This is a genomic window from Endozoicomonas sp., from assembly GCF_031844845.1.
Taxonomy (GTDB): Bacteria; Pseudomonadota; Gammaproteobacteria; order Pseudomonadales; family Endozoicomonadaceae; genus Endozoicomonas.
The window spans coordinates 37,842-51,970 of the sequence record NZ_JAVRMB020000305.1 but is presented as its reverse complement, the minus strand read 5'-3'; the positions used below and the strand labels follow the sequence as shown (position 1 = coordinate 51,970).

At 48.0% G+C, this 14,129-nt stretch carries 10 protein-coding genes; 7 read left to right on the top strand and 3 right to left on the bottom strand.

Translation table 11 applies throughout. From position 1 onward, the window contains the following. Window positions 1-485 precede the first annotated feature (485 nt). Both RM811_RS16930 and RM811_RS16925 read left to right on the top strand, forming a co-directional pair. On the top strand, window positions 486-1,739 hold the full coding sequence (locus RM811_RS16930; RefSeq protein ID WP_402526696.1) for an MFS transporter: 1,254 nt from the start codon (window positions 486-488) through the stop codon (window positions 1,737-1,739). Window positions 1,740-1,942: 203 nt separating this feature from the next. After that, window positions 1,943-3,844 carry an ATP-binding cassette domain-containing protein gene (locus RM811_RS16925; protein WP_402526693.1) on the top strand — a complete coding sequence of 634 codons (1,902 nt, stop codon included), beginning with the start codon at window positions 1,943-1,945 and terminating at the stop codon, window positions 3,842-3,844. A 53-nt stretch (window positions 3,845-3,897) separates the two neighbouring features. Here RM811_RS16925 and RM811_RS16920 read toward each other — a convergent pair whose 3' ends face one another. Further along, window positions 3,898-4,341, bottom strand: a complete 444-nt coding sequence (locus RM811_RS16920) for a universal stress protein (RefSeq protein WP_402526690.1) — start codon at window positions 4,339-4,341, stop codon at window positions 3,898-3,900. Window positions 4,342-4,938: 597 nt separating this feature from the next. Between RM811_RS16920 and fadB the strand changes: the two genes are divergently transcribed. The 5 genes from fadB (at window position 4,939) to RM811_RS16895 (ending at window position 12,918) form a co-directional block, all read left to right on the top strand. Beyond that, window positions 4,939-7,089 carry a fatty acid oxidation complex subunit alpha FadB gene (gene fadB, locus RM811_RS16915; RefSeq protein ID WP_402526687.1) on the top strand — a complete coding sequence of 717 codons (2,151 nt, stop codon included), beginning with the start codon at window positions 4,939-4,941 and terminating at the stop codon, window positions 7,087-7,089. 52 nt (window positions 7,090-7,141) lie between these two features. Then, on the top strand, window positions 7,142-8,314 hold the full coding sequence (gene fadA, locus RM811_RS16910) for an acetyl-CoA C-acyltransferase FadA (RefSeq protein WP_402526685.1): 1,173 nt from the start codon (window positions 7,142-7,144) through the stop codon (window positions 8,312-8,314). Window positions 8,315-8,952: 638 nt separating this feature from the next. Continuing rightward, complete coding sequence (topA, locus tag RM811_RS16905; protein WP_402526683.1) at window positions 8,953-11,595, top strand: type I DNA topoisomerase; 2,643 nt, start codon at window positions 8,953-8,955, stop codon at window positions 11,593-11,595. Between the two features lie 465 nt (window positions 11,596-12,060). Beyond that, window positions 12,061-12,537 (top strand): DUF6586 family protein, encoded by a 477-nt coding sequence (locus RM811_RS16900; protein WP_402526680.1) that lies wholly within the window; start codon window positions 12,061-12,063, stop codon window positions 12,535-12,537. Between the two features lie 138 nt (window positions 12,538-12,675). Further along, the gene (locus RM811_RS16895; protein WP_402526677.1) at window positions 12,676-12,918 is read left to right on the top strand and encodes a hypothetical protein; all 243 of its coding nucleotides are present in this window, start codon (window positions 12,676-12,678) and stop codon (window positions 12,916-12,918) included. A gap of 12 nt (window positions 12,919-12,930) precedes the next feature. Here the strand turns inward: RM811_RS16895 and RM811_RS16890 are convergent, their stop codons facing one another. Both RM811_RS16890 and lexA read right to left on the bottom strand, forming a co-directional pair. Further along, window positions 12,931-13,362 carry a hypothetical protein gene (locus RM811_RS16890; protein WP_402526675.1) on the bottom strand — a complete coding sequence of 144 codons (432 nt, stop codon included), beginning with the start codon at window positions 13,360-13,362 and terminating at the stop codon, window positions 12,931-12,933. A gap of 39 nt (window positions 13,363-13,401) precedes the next feature. Continuing rightward, window positions 13,402-13,998 carry a transcriptional repressor LexA gene (gene lexA, locus RM811_RS16885; RefSeq protein WP_402526672.1) on the bottom strand — a complete coding sequence of 199 codons (597 nt, stop codon included), beginning with the start codon at window positions 13,996-13,998 and terminating at the stop codon, window positions 13,402-13,404. Window positions 13,999-14,129: the final 131 nt, after the last annotated feature.

Below are 14,129 nucleotides of genomic sequence, written 5' to 3'. Positions count from 1 at the left end.
ACCCACCAGGAACCTCGCTCCCACGCAGAGCGTGGGAGCGAGGAGGGTTTTGCGACAACCGCCTTCGCGAGGATGACGGTCGGGGGCTGTTTTGCCCTTTTGCGACACCCTCCTTCGCGGGAAAGACGACAGTAGTATAAATCGGCATTGAAGACCTTTTGCAACACCCGCCTTCGCGAGAATGACAGAGGGCTGGTAGTTTCTACAATGCCACTTCCCTTAAACTTCTTATCCTTTCAAATGCGATGTCATTAGACCTTGGGTTCGAATATTGTTGCGGGAAATTCTGTTGTTTTCCGCAATATATAAGTTGATTTAGCGTCTCTTGCAACTCTGTCCTGGACGATAGCTTCGAAGCTATTTAGCTCTCCGCTGATTTTTAAATGAACTTTTTTGGTGCCATCTAATCTAACGATGCTCATGTCCCATATACTGGCGCTTAAGACAGGGAAAGGGTTTGTAGGAATAGGCAGGGAGAAAGTACGGTGGCGACACGTTATATTAGCCTCAGAGGCATTCTGGTCTGCGCAATAGCAGCCTTATTCTGCTCATATCAATTCATGTTGCAGGGGGCGCCATCGGTTATGGTTCCCCAGCTGATGGCTGCCTTCGATCTGGATGTGGCTGGTATTGGCTGGCTAACCAGTAGTTTTGTTTATCTCTATCTGTTGTTTCAGGTCCCTGGTGGCTATCTGGCCGATCGCTGTAATGCACGGGTATTATTGGTGATCTGCAGCTTGCTGATGGCGGTTGCCTGTTACTGGTTCAGTGTCTCTGAAGGCATGTTGTCCGCCATTTCATCCCGGGCATTTATGGGGATTGTTACCTCACCGGTGATCGTGGTTTGTATGACGCTGGCAAGCCGTTGGTTTCCCGAACGCTACTTTCCGACACTGGCTGGGCTGATTGAAGCTTTTGGCATGATCGGTGGTGGGATTGGCCCGCTGGTATTACCCAACCTTATGGACGCTTATGGCTGGCAGGGAGCAATGCGGGTAGTTGCCTGCTTTGGGATTGTGCTGGCTGTCATTATTGCGATTTTTGTCAAAAATACGCCCGCTGTATCAGAGAGTGATGTCAAACTGCATGAAGTCACTTTCGATGATGCTTCTGAAAGTGGGAGCAACCGTAAAGCGTCTTCGAACAGACTCTCCTTCATTCTGTGCTGCATGTATGGTTTTGGTCTCTTTGCGGTGATTACCAGTTTTGCCGGGTTGTGGGGGATTCCTTTCTTCTATGAGCGCTTTCCGGGAGAGCAGGAAGCGGTTGCTGATATGGTTGCTCTGATATTTATCGGTACTGCTATCGGTGCCCCTTTGCTTGGCTGGCTGGCGTGCCGGGTCAGTTCGACTCGGAAAATAATGGTGATTTGTGCTGCGATTTCCCCGATTTTATTCAGTGTGCTGATTTTTCTTCCAGGTTCGATGCCCATTATGGCTTTCTTTTGCTTTATGGCAGGTTTTAGCAGTGGGGGATATATTCTGGCATTTTCTGTGGTTAAAAAAATCAGTAATCCCGCAAGAGTGGGGATTTTGCTCGCTGTCACCAACGGCTCTATGTTGTTGGCTGCTCCTGTAATGCAGCCGCTGATTGGTTTTATCCTGGAAAGTATTGGGCATGATGGGTTGAGTGCTTTATCGATTCAGGACTATCAGGTTGCCTTTCTGCCACTGCTGGTCTGTCAATTATTGGCTCTGGTGGTGGCGATTTTCTTGAAAGAGGGCTTCAAAAAACAGTGAATGATCTATCCATTCACTGTTGATGTCGCTATTCTAGCCCGTTTTATTGAATGTTTTTCAGCTGATAAACCTCTGCCTCTATTCATTTATATTGGCGAAGGTGGTCTGTACATTTTATTTCGAAAGTGCCGCTTTGGTTTCTGCCAGTATTTTCATTGGTCGGGGAAGGCGGTTCTTTCAGCTCATGGCTGTTTGGATGGATAATGCCGTTACTTAGATTCGAAAAGGTCAGTCTGGCCTATGGTGATCAACCTCTGTTGGATCATGCGGAGTTTCAGATCCGTAAAGGTGAAAGAGTTTGCTTGATGGGGCGTAATGGTGCCGGTAAGTCCACCATGATGAAACTGCTCTCCGGGGCTACTTTGCCTGATGAAGGAACGCTCTGGCGTAAACCCGGGCTAAAGGTGGGCGTACTGAATCAGGATCTCCCTGATCAGGATGAGAAGAAAGTCTATGATGTGGTGGCTTCGGGCCTTGAAGCCGTTGGTGATCTGATCAGCCGTTACCACAGCCTGTCCATGAATATCAGCACCGACGCGGATATGAAGGCCCTGGAAAAGGTACAGCATCAGCTGGAGTCGGTGGATGGCTGGAGCCTGAGCCTGAAAATAGATACGGTTATCAAGAAGCTTGGCTTACCGGCAGAAAAACAGATGAAAGAGTTATCTGGTGGCTGGCGTCGTCGGGTAGAACTGGCCAGGGCGCTGGTGGGTGATCCCGATCTGTTGTTGCTGGATGAGCCAACTAACCATTTGGATATTATTGCCATTGACTGGCTTGAGAAGCAGCTTAAGGATTTCTCCGGGGCATTGCTTTTTATTACCCACGACCGTTCATTTCTGCAGTCACTGGCGACGCGTATTATCGAGCTGGATCGAGGGAAGCTGACCAGCTGGGAATGTGATTATGTCACCTTCCTGGAGCGTAAAGCTCATGCCCTTGAGGTTGAGTCTGAGCAAAATGCGTTGTTTGATAAAAAGCTGGCGCTGGAAGAGGTCTGGATTCGTCAGGGCATTAAAGCCCGTCGTACCCGTAATGAAGGCCGGGTTCGTGATCTGGAAAAGCTCAGAGTGGAACGTAGTCAGCGTCGCGAAGTTCAAGGCAATGCCAGCTTTGGGCTGGAGCAGGGAGAGTCATCTGGCAAGTTAGTGCTGGAAGTGAAGAATGTCTCCCAGTCATTTGATAATCATACGGTTATCAAAGACTTTAGTCTTCGTCTTATGCGTGGAGACAAGATTGGCCTGATTGGTGCGAACGGGGCAGGGAAGTCAACGTTGCTCAGTATTCTTCTGGGTAATCTGAACCCTGAGTCGGGTTCCGTAAAAATGGGAACCAAGATTGAAGTGGCCTATTTTGACCAGTTGAGAAATCAGCTGGATCTTGAGAAAACGGTGATTGATAACGTGGCCGAGGGCCGTGAGAGCATCACCATTAACGGTGTCAGTCGTCATATTATTAGCTACCTGGGTGATTTCCTGTTTCCGCCCGGACGCTGCCGTGTTCCGGTTAAGGCGTTATCCGGAGGGGAGCGTAATCGACTGCTGTTGGCGCGTTTATTTAGTAAGCCCTCCAACCTGTTGGTAATGGACGAACCGACTAATGATCTGGATATTGAAACGCTGGAACTGCTTGAATCATTACTGGTTGAGTTTACTGGCACAATGTTATTAGTCAGTCACGATAGAACGTTCCTGGATAATGTGGTTTCCAGTTCGCTGGTGTTTGAGCCGGGTGGTCATGTAAGTGATTACGTGGGTGGATTTGAGGATTGGCTGCGGCAGGGTGGTGCCATTTCTCAACTGGTTGCTGATGCTGGTGCGACCAAAAAAGGAGACAAAGCAAAGCAGGTAGCGGCTCCATCAGGAACTGAAAATAAGCCAGCTAAAAAGAAACTCAGTTATAAACTTCAGCGTGAACTGGAGACTTTGCCTGACGAAATTGAGGCGCTTGAGGAAGAGCTGACAAACCTGGAGGCAAAAATGGCTGAGTCGGATTTTTACCTGGGAGAGAAGGACGCGGTTCAGACAGTCCTGGACAGGCTGGCAGAGCTCAATGAGTTGATCGAAGCGAAAATGGAACGCTGGGAAGAACTGGATAATATGTAAAGCTCTGAATAAAGCCACAGGTTGTACAACCTGTGGCTTTGCGTTGCAAAAGATCAACTATCGTTTTTACCCACTCTTACTGCCAGTACGTCACAGCTGGCGCCATGAAGAATACTGGTTGATGTAGAGCCAAGAATCAGAGCCAGTCCATGACGACCATGGCTGCCAACCACAATCAAATCAATATCAGACTCTTCTGCAATTCGGTGAACTTCCCGTTCAGGCCGTCCATAGACCACATGTTGCTCACCATTCTTTAGCTGGATTGACTCAGCCAGACGGGATATACGCTCTCTTGCCTGTTCAGTGATCTCATCCTGCAGTGTTGTGAGATCGAGGGGGATGTCACTGCCATAAGCAACACTCAGCGGTTCTACAACATGAACCATGGTGAGTTTGGCCTGGTTTTTTTCAGCAATGGATTTGGCTTTTTCGAGCACATCATCGGCTTCGTCGGACAAATCAATCGCAACAAGAATGTGCTTGTAGAGGCTCATAAGCTGTCTTCCTTCTTCTCTTCCTTCTTCAATAAATGCAAAAAGTGATCCGCCCGTTTTCTAACACCTGGATGGCCAGACCGCTGTCGCGATTTCCTCAGTACAATCCGTCGGATGGTTTGAATGTTTCAGGGCTTATCCGAAACCTACTCAAGCCACGGCACCTCAATTGTAAGGCCAATTATGGTTTTATTCATGGTTTTATTCGCTCTCTGTCGGGTAATTATCAGAAATAATGATCCAGATTCTGACGGTGAAAGTTCGTGCCTGTATTCCTGCATGGAAGGTCTTGTGTAAGTATGGGAAAAGGTGGCATCTTCATAGCCTTGCAGGCTTGACTTTAAACACCATTTCACAGAAGGTGGGCACTAAATTCAAACAAGTGTATGAATTTGCAGGAAAGAGCTTGGTTTCTGCCCGGAGCAAGTAAGGCAGACTTAAGTCCGACAGGCTCCTGTGTAAAGTCAGGAAGTAAAGCAATAATAATGAGATAGCTGCCATAGTTAATGTCTGATAGAGGTTGAGTCTGTTTAATAGACCGCACTCACCACTGATCTATGGTTTGCCTGTCTATCTTCAATCCGAAAGGAGAAGTTCATGATCTACCAGGGGAAGGCGTTTCAGGTTCTGCCTGTGGAAAATGGTATCGCGGAACTGCAGTTCAATCTCGACGGGGAAAGCGTCAATAAATTCAGCCGTTCTGCCATTGAAGATCTGGCTGCAGCGCTGGATGCTATTCGGTCTGATAAGAGTATCAAAGGTCTGGTGCTGACCAGTGGCAAGGACGTTTTTATCGTTGGTGCTGATATCAATGAGTTCACCCAGACCTTCAAACAGGACGATGAAACCATATTTACCGAGTTGATGTCGGTGAACAAAGTATTCTCTGGTTTCGAAGATCTCGATATACCAACAGTGGCAGCCATTAACGGTATCGCTTTGGGAGGCGGCTTTGAAATTTGCCTCTGTGCTGATTACCGGGTGCTGTCTACGGAAGCAAAAGTTGGCTTGCCTGAAGTCAAACTGGGCATTTATCCCGGGTGGGGTGGAACGGTAAGGCTGCCTCGTCTGATTGGTGCAGACAATGCGGTGGAATGGATTGCCAGTGGCAAGGAATTCCGCCCTGATGCCGCTTTGAAAGTAGGTGCGGTTGATGCGGTCGTTGCTCCGGAGAAACTGAAAGACTCTGCAGTTGCGCTGGTGCGCAGCTGTATCGCTGGTAAGCTGGATTACAAAGCCCGCAAGCAGGAGAAAAAAGGGAAGCTGAAACTGCCGCCTATTGAAGCAATGATGGTGTTTGAAACCACTGCTGCCGTGGTTAAGCAGCAGGCGGGTCCGCATATGCTGGCACCCATTGCTGCCGTCAAGACCATTCAGAAACATGCGTTTATGGAGCGGGATAAAGCCCTTGAGGTTGAGGCTAAAGGATTTCTCAAACTGGCCAAATCCTCTGTCTGCGATGCTCTGGTTGGTTTGTTTCTTAATGATCAGGCGCTGAAGAAGAAAGCAAAAACTTCCTCAAAGCTGGCGGGCAAAACCGATAAAGCCGCTGTTCTTGGTGCCGGGATTATGGGCGGGGGCATTGCCTGTCAGTCGGCTCTGAAAGGCACGCCTATTCTGATGAAAGACATTAATCAGGATGGCCTGGACCTTGGGCTGGCTGAAGCGAATAAACTGCTTGCCAAGCGTGTGGCCAGAGGGCGGCTGGATGCTGGCAAAATGGGCAATGTTCTGAATAGCATTGTACCGACCCTGTCTTATGGTGACTTCGGTTCTGTGGATGTTGTGGTTGAAGCCGTTGTGGAAAATGCCAGGGTGAAAAAAGCAGTACTGGCGGATGTGGAAAACCACGTGTCTGACAATACGGTTCTGACGTCTAATACCTCTACCATCTCGATTAATGAACTGGCCAGCGACCTGAAACGGCCAGAGCAGTTCTGTGGTATGCATTTCTTTAACCCTGTTCATGCCATGCCTCTGGTTGAGGTTATCCGTGGTGAAAAGACCAGTGATAAGACTGTGGCAACGGTTGTTGAATATGCCCGTAAAATGGGTAAGACACCGGTTGTGGTCAATGACTGTCCGGGCTTTATGGTGAATCGGGTTCTCTTTCCCTATTTTGGTGGTTTCTCTGCTTTGCTCCGTGACGGAGCTGACTTCAAGCAGGTAGATAAGGTGATGGAGCGCTTTGGCTGGCCAATGGGGCCTGCCTATCTGCTGGATGTGGTGGGTATTGATACGGCTATTCATGCGGAAGGTGTGATGTCGGAAGGTTATCCGGATCGTATGAAACGTGACTTCAAGACCGCACTGGATGTGATGTTTGAGAACCAGCGTTTTGGTCAGAAGAATGGCGTCGGTTTCTATAAGTATGAGCAGGATAAAAAAGGTAAGCCGAAGAAGGTGGTTGATGAGTCGGTTTATGGGCTGCTGGATGAAGTCTGCGCAGAACACGGGACCTTTGAAGATGAGGAAATCATTGCCCGTATGATGGTGCCTCTGTGTATGGAAACGGTCCGTACACTGGAAGACGGTATTGTGGATTCGGTGGCAGAAGCGGATATAGCGTTGATTATGGGTATTGGCTTCCCTCTCTTCCGTGGTGGTGCGTTGAAATATATCGACAGTATGGGCGTTGCCGGGTTTGTTGAGCTGGCAGACAAATATGCTCATATCAGTCCACTTTATGCACCTACTGACAAGCTTCGGGAAATGGCTCGTGAAGGTAAGACGTTTTACGGTGAATAGAGCTGCGTCTTAAGAAATTGAACCATTTTCACGGAATATAAGAGAGAAGACCATGAGCCTGAACCCAAGAGATGCTGTGATCGTTGATTTTGGGCGCACCCCGATGGGGCGCGCCAAAGGTGGAATGTACCGGAATGTGCGCGCGGATACCCTTTCTGCAGAGCTGATCACGGGCGTGCTTAATCGTAATTCAGACGTCAATCCTGCAGAAGTGGAAGATGTTATCTGGGGTTGTGTTAACCAGACCCTGGAACAGGGCTGGAATATTGCCCGGATGGCATCGCTGATGACGCCTATTCCCCCTACTTCGGGTGCCCAGACGGTAAGTCGTCTGTGTGGCTCATCCATGAGTGCCCTGCATACCGCAGTTCAAGCCATTCAAACCAATAACGGTGATGTTTTTGTGGTGGGTGGTGTTGAGCATATGGGGCATGTGGGCATGATGCACGGCGTTGACCCAAACCCAAGGCTCTCCAAATACGGCGCCAAGGCTGCCGGTATGATGGGGTTGACGGCGGAAATGCTGGCTACCATGCACGGCATCAGCCGTCAGGCTCAGGATGAGTTTGGAGCTCGTTCACATCAACGGGCCTGGGCTGCAACTGAGACGGGTAATTTCAGTGATGAGATTATTCCCATGCAGGGGCATGATGCGGATGGCAATCTCTGCCTGTTTACCCGTGATGAAACGATACGCCCGGAAACCACTGCTGAAAGCCTGTCACAGCTCAAACCAGCATTTAACCCCAAAGGTACGGTAACCGCTGGAACGTCCTCTCAGATCACTGATGGGGCGTCTTGCATGATTGTTATGTCTGCACAGCGAGCAAAAGATCTCGGTTTGCAGCCACTGGCTGTGGTCAGGGCAATGGCTGTGGCAGGCGTTGATCCGTCAATCATGGGCTATGGGCCGGTTCCCAGCAGCAAGAAAGCACTGAAACGCATCGGGCTGACCATTGATGATATTGATCATGTCGAACTGAATGAGGCTTTTGCAGCTCAGGCACTGCCAGTGCTGAAAGATCTGAAGCTGCTCGATAAAATGGATCAGAAAGTAAACCTGAATGGTGGCGCGATTGCACTTGGACACCCATTTGGCTGCTCAGGGGCGCGTATATCCGGAACGCTTTTGAATGTTATGAAACAAAATGGTGGGACGCTTGGGCTGGCAACCATGTGTGTAGGCCTTGGACAAGGAATAACCACCATTTTTGAACGTGTTTGATATTTTAGCTGGATGAGTTGAGATTAAAGTATTGTGTTATCGTGACCCCGACAACACTTAGTCAGCAGCCCGGATTTTCCGGGCTTTTTCGTTGTATTATCAACGCATTGAATCACCTTTCGCTGTCATTGGTTTAAGGCGCTAAATGAATGGCTGTGATTGTGTTGGTACATGGCAGAATATTTTTTATGATTGAGTGCCTTGTAAATTCATGTTAAGCGTTTAATGGCGTCTGCCGTTACTGATTATCAGGAAAATATTGTCATTTCTTAAGCAATTTGATGTGATGATAAGTGGAACTTATTTGTTGGCAGAGCATTTTGGTAGAGGATTCTTTGATTAAAATGTCAGCGGAAAATTCAAGATGGATATTAGCTTCAGCGTACAGGAAATAAGGCTTTCTATGGGGTCTTCCAGAGAAATAGTCCAGAGCTTTTCGGGAACGGGGTTGATGGTTTTCCTTGACCGATTATTGACTTCGCCTTATATATTGAAGCAATTTTCTATCCCGGTTTTTCTTGTTCTGGCACTAAGATCTATTTCAGAAGATCTGTTAATTCAGTATGATGAGCGATTTTTTGGCTCGCAGATCTGACCGGCCAGAACAATGGAACAGATGACAGGACGTGTAAGTCAGCATGGGTAAATCGCTAGTTATTGTGGAGTCGCCTGCCAAGGCGAAAACCATCAACAAATATTTGGGCAAAGACTTTGTTGTCAAATCCAGTGTGGGTCACATAAGGGATTTGCCAACGGCTGGTGGGCCTAAAAAGACCGTGGATACAAAGGCCAGGGCGAAGGCTGCTGCTGAGTCAAAAAAACTTTCTCCGGAAGAGCGTGAACGCCGCAAAAAGATCAAGGCCCGTGGGCAACTGATTGAGCGCATGGGGATCGACCCGGACAATGGCTGGGAAGCCCGTTATCAGATTCTGCCTGGCAAGGAAAAGGTGGTTGATGAGCTGGCCCGGTTGGCAGAGAACGCCGACACTATCTATCTCGCGACGGATTTGGACCGTGAAGGAGAAGCCATTGCCTGGCATCTCCAGCAGGCTATTGGTGGTGATTCCAGTCGTTACCGGCGGGTAGTGTTCAATGAAATTACCAAAAAGGCGATCAAGGCGGCTTTTGATTCCCCGGGCCAATTGAACCAGGATCGTGTGGATGCCCAGCAGGCAAGACGTTTTCTTGATCGTGTTGTGGGTTATATGGTTTCCCCGCTGCTCTGGTCAAAGATTGCCCGTGGGTTGTCAGCAGGCCGGGTTCAGTCTGTGGCGGTCAAGCTGATCGTAGAGCGGGAAAGGGAAGTTCGCAGCTTTGTTCCAGAGGAGTATTGGGAAGTTTATGCAGACCTGTTAATGACCGGGAAAGATTCTGTTCGTTTTCAGGTGGTGAAAGAGAATGGGACAAACTTCAGACCCACAAGCAAGGCTGAAACTGATAAGGCGCTGACTTTGCTGGAGCAGGGGCCGTACTCCCTGACTAATCGTGAAGACAAGCCAACACAAAGTAAGCCATCGGCTCCATTTATCACATCAACCCTGCAGCAGGCTGCCAGCACCCGTCTTGGATTCAGTGTCAAGAAGACCATGATGATGGCTCAGCGTCTCTATGAGGCTGGCTATATCACTTATATGAGAACGGATTCCACCAGCCTGAGTCAGGATGCGGTGGATAGTGCTCGTTCTTTTATCACTGAACAGTATGGCGAGCGCTACTGTCCGGATAAGCCAAACATCTACAGCAGTAAAAAAGGTGCTCAGGAAGCTCATGAAGCAATACGCCCCTCCAGTGTGACAATGCAGCCAGATAGTCTTTCTGGTATGGAGCGGGATGCTGAACGTCTTTACGACTTGATCTGGCGTCAGTTTGTTGCGTGCCAGATGACCGTTGCTGAATATCTCAGTACATCACTTACGATTGATGTCAAAGGTTTCCAGCTCAAGGCTAAGGGGCGAACCCTGAAGTTTGACGGTTATACCCGTGTGCAAAAAGCAATGGCTGGAAAAGGGGAAGATTTAATCCTGCCGAATCTTCAGAAAGGTGCACCCCTGGATCTGGAGAAGCTCGACCCCAAACAGCTGTTTACCCGCCCACCTGCCCGTTTCAGTGAAGCAGCACTGGTAAAGGAACTGGAAAAACAGGGTATTGGCAGACCATCAACCTACGCATCCATTATCTCAACGATTCAGGATCGTGGTTATGCTTCGGTAAAAAATCGCCGCTTTTATGCAGAAAAAATGGGCGATATTGTTACTGACCGTTTGAATGAGTCTTTTGATGAACTGATGGACTATCATTTTACGGCAAGAATGGAAGAGAAGCTGGATGATATAGCTGAAGGCGAAAAGAATTGGAAAGAGGTGCTTGATGATTTTTATTCCGACTTTACCCTTCAGCTGACACAGGCTGAACAGGTTGAAGGCGGGATGCGGTCTAATGAACCTTCTTTGACCGACATTGAATGCCCGACCTGCAGTCGCCCCATGATGATTCGTACCGCTTCTACCGGTGTTTTCCTGGGATGTTCCGGTTATGCCCTGCCGCCGAAAGAGCGCTGTAAAACCACCATGAACCTGGTTCCGGCTGAAGAGGCTGAAGAGGTGGATGACGAAAATGCAGAAGTGAATGCTCTGCGTGCCATGCATCGTTGTTCGAAATGTTCTACGGCCATGGAAAGCTACCTTATTGACGAGCAGCGCAAACTCCACGTTTGCGGTAATAATCCTGACTGCTCCGGATACGATGTAGAGAAGGGGAGTTATAAGCTGAAAGGCTATGATGGCCCTGTGCTTGAATGTGATAAGTGCGGCAATGAGATGCAGCTGAAGACGGGGCGTTTTGGCAAATACTTTGGCTGTACTAACAGTGAGTGCAAAAATACCCGGAAACTGCTGAAAAGCGGTGAAGCGGCACCACCAAAAATGGAGCCTGTGCCAATGCCGGAACTGAAGTGCGTCAAGGTTGATGACCACTATATTCTCCGGGATGGGGCTGCAGGCTTGTTTCTGGCTGCCAGTCAATTTCCAAAAAACCGGGAAACCCGCGCGCCTCTTGTGGCTGAATTATTGCCACATCAAGCCATCATTGATCCCAAGTATGGTTATTTGATGGATGCTCCTCGTCAGGATCCTGATGGTAATCCAGCCATTATTCGATACAGCCGTAAGACAAAGCAGCAATATGTTATGTCTGAAGTGGAGGGTAAGGCGACAGGTTGGAGTGCTATCTGTGAGGATGGTAAGTGGAATGAAAAACAGGCTAAGAAACGCCAGTCCAGCTAGATTTTAACTTAAATTTCTAACTTATCTGACAGGGCTATTATGCCCTGTTGTTCTATGGCTGTTATTTTACTGTTTGCCTGACTGTCTGATAAAAGTGTCCAAGTGTCCAAGTGTCCAAGAGGGAAATACCCGTGCACCATCATTCCCGCGAAGGAGGTTGTCGCAAAAGGTAGCTTAAGCCTTGAACCACAAAGGCACAAAGGTTTTTTGGAGTTGCCAGCGCTACGCGCTGCAAACAAAAGAAAAAGTCTTTCTTTGTGTCTTTGTGCCTTTGTGGTTCCTTCTTTTAAGGCCTTTTGCGACACCCTCGAAGGCGGGAATCCATCTCGAGAGTGGGGTCTATCTTGAGCAGTGGGTCCCGCCTTCGCAGGAATGACGATGGTAAATTCTTAACTGTGGTCACCCTCAGGGAACACGTTTAATTGCACCCGTCTGAAAGTGTATTCAGTAATTGTGGAGTTTGCTATGACAAACAATTGGCAGGGATATACCAATAAAATGCTCTTTCATTCCCGTTTGCTTATGGAAGCAGGGGAAGATGCGGATGATCTTGCCAAACCGGCATTCCGTGAAGCCTGTCTTAATGCCATGGTTCAGGCCTATCGGTCATTACTGGCTGAAATCATGACTAATTACCGTTTACCGGTCAATCAATTGCCTTCTCTGGATGAAGCAATGAATAGTATGCTCCATAAAGGAGAGGTTTCTTCTGAATTGCAATATATAGAGCGTTTAGAACAGCATGACTCCTGGCTGTCGGCTCTGCTGAAAAACCATCAGGAATGTTCGATGCCTATCCAGAGAAAAAGTATTGATCGTAATGAAATTCCTCTTTTCAATGCTAATACCATTCGCCTTGATGAGCCTGAAAGCTTTTTGTCGGTGCTTGGATCTCTTAAAGAGTTAGTGGCGTACAGCAGAAATTTCAGTCTTGAGTGGTAATAAAACATAAATAATGATTTTGTTATTCCTTCAACCGACACGTTGTTCAGATGGCTCCATCATTGTGCTGAAAGTATTGAAAGCCGTTGGTACCTCATGCACAATGCCCCATTGCTATCACTAAGTTCCGGTATAACTATGTCAGCGTCGTTCCTTGAAATTGTTGAGTTACCTTCAGGTGAAATCGTGCTGCGTCGCAGCGATGAAGAAAACGCTGAGCCATTAGTGACGATGTCATTTTCCCAGGAGCTTCTCGAGTTTCTTCAGGGGGATCAGTTTGAAGTCGCCAGAGCTATGCTTGATGCCTGTATAGCTGAAGTAGGACGTAAAACTGAAACTGAAGCGGGTGAATATGTTCCTGAAAACCGTGTTCTTCACTGATTAAGTTTACTATCAAGCTCTATTTCTGATGGCCAGCCCCTGGCAGCGGCCTGAACGAGCGGCCATTTCAAGTTCTGAAAGGGCTGTGCTATCCAGTTGATTAATCCAGCTGACGACGGTATGACTGGTTCCTGAAGCCAATGCCTGACGAGTCAGTTTAAATGGGTCTGATTGCATTGATGGGTTTAGAACTTGCAGTCGATGTCTGCTGATGCCAGAGGATTTCAACCACTTGATGGTGTTGCTGGCCTGGTCACTTGATAAAATTAATGTCAGCCAGCGTTGATCCTGATCGTTAGCCAGCTCGGTTAAAACTGATTTCAAAAAACGTCCCGACTGCCATGGAGGCCCTGAGAGGATTAACTCATCAATTGAGCTCGCTGTCTCATTGTCAGGAAAAGAGCCGTTGGCGCTCTGGTTAAATGATGATGTTAATGCTCGCATGTCAGATCCTCTACTACGGGCGTTATTTGGGACAAGGTTCTATTTTCTGATAATACCTACACTCAGGCCTTCGATAGCAAAGGCGTCAACACTGAGGTCTACTTCGATCGTTGTGAACTCTTCATTTTCCGGATGAAGATAAACCTTGTTTTTGATTTGTTCGAAGCGCTTAACCGTCACTTCATCTTCTATTCTTGCTACAACAATCTGGCCGTTGGATGCTGTTGATGTCTTATGGACAGCCAGAAGGTCTCCATCAAGAATACCGATATTCTTCATGCTCATTCCTCTGACACGTAACATGAAATCAGCTTTTGGGGAAAAGAATTCAGGATTGATGGACAGGTGATCTTCAATATGTTCCTGGGCAAGAATGGGGCTTCCTGCGGCAACCTGTCCTACAATGGGAAGGCCGGAGAATCCTGCACCGGGTACGCGGATGCCTCTGGAGGCGCCGGGAGTAATCTCAATAGCACCTTTACGGGCAAGTGCCCTGAGATGCTCTTCAGCGGCGTTGGGGGATCGGAACCCAAAAGTCTTGGCTATCTCTGCCCTGGTGGGCGGAAAGCCGGATTCTTCAATATGAGACTTGATCAGTTCCAGAATTTCAGTTTGGCGTTTCGTTAATTTATACATTTTTTTCAATCTGTGTTTTTATACAGTACATGTAATTATATACAGTATTTTATTTGCTGCAACCATCAGCTCTTATAAATCTAACTTGATGTTTCAGTTGGCAAACGTTAGTTTTAAACAAATGTTTACAA

Coding starts and splice junctions, on each gene's coding strand:
- RM811_RS16925 (WP_402526693.1), top strand. CDS start 1,943: ATGCCGTTACTTAGATTCGAAAAGGTCAGTCTGGCCTATGGTGATCAA.
- RM811_RS16920 (WP_402526690.1), bottom strand. CDS start 4,341: ATGAGCCTCTACAAGCACATTCTTGTTGCGATTGATTTGTCCGACGAA.
- fadB (WP_402526687.1), top strand. CDS start 4,939: ATGATCTACCAGGGGAAGGCGTTTCAGGTTCTGCCTGTGGAAAATGGT.
- fadA (WP_402526685.1), top strand. CDS start 7,142: ATGAGCCTGAACCCAAGAGATGCTGTGATCGTTGATTTTGGGCGCACC.
- topA (WP_402526683.1), top strand. CDS start 8,953: ATGGGTAAATCGCTAGTTATTGTGGAGTCGCCTGCCAAGGCGAAAACC.
- RM811_RS16900 (WP_402526680.1), top strand. CDS start 12,061: ATGACAAACAATTGGCAGGGATATACCAATAAAATGCTCTTTCATTCC.
- RM811_RS16895 (WP_402526677.1), top strand. CDS start 12,676: ATGTCAGCGTCGTTCCTTGAAATTGTTGAGTTACCTTCAGGTGAAATC.
- RM811_RS16890 (WP_402526675.1), bottom strand. CDS start 13,362: ATGCGAGCATTAACATCATCATTTAACCAGAGCGCCAACGGCTCTTTT.
- lexA (WP_402526672.1), bottom strand. CDS start 13,998: ATGTATAAATTAACGAAACGCCAAACTGAAATTCTGGAACTGATCAAG.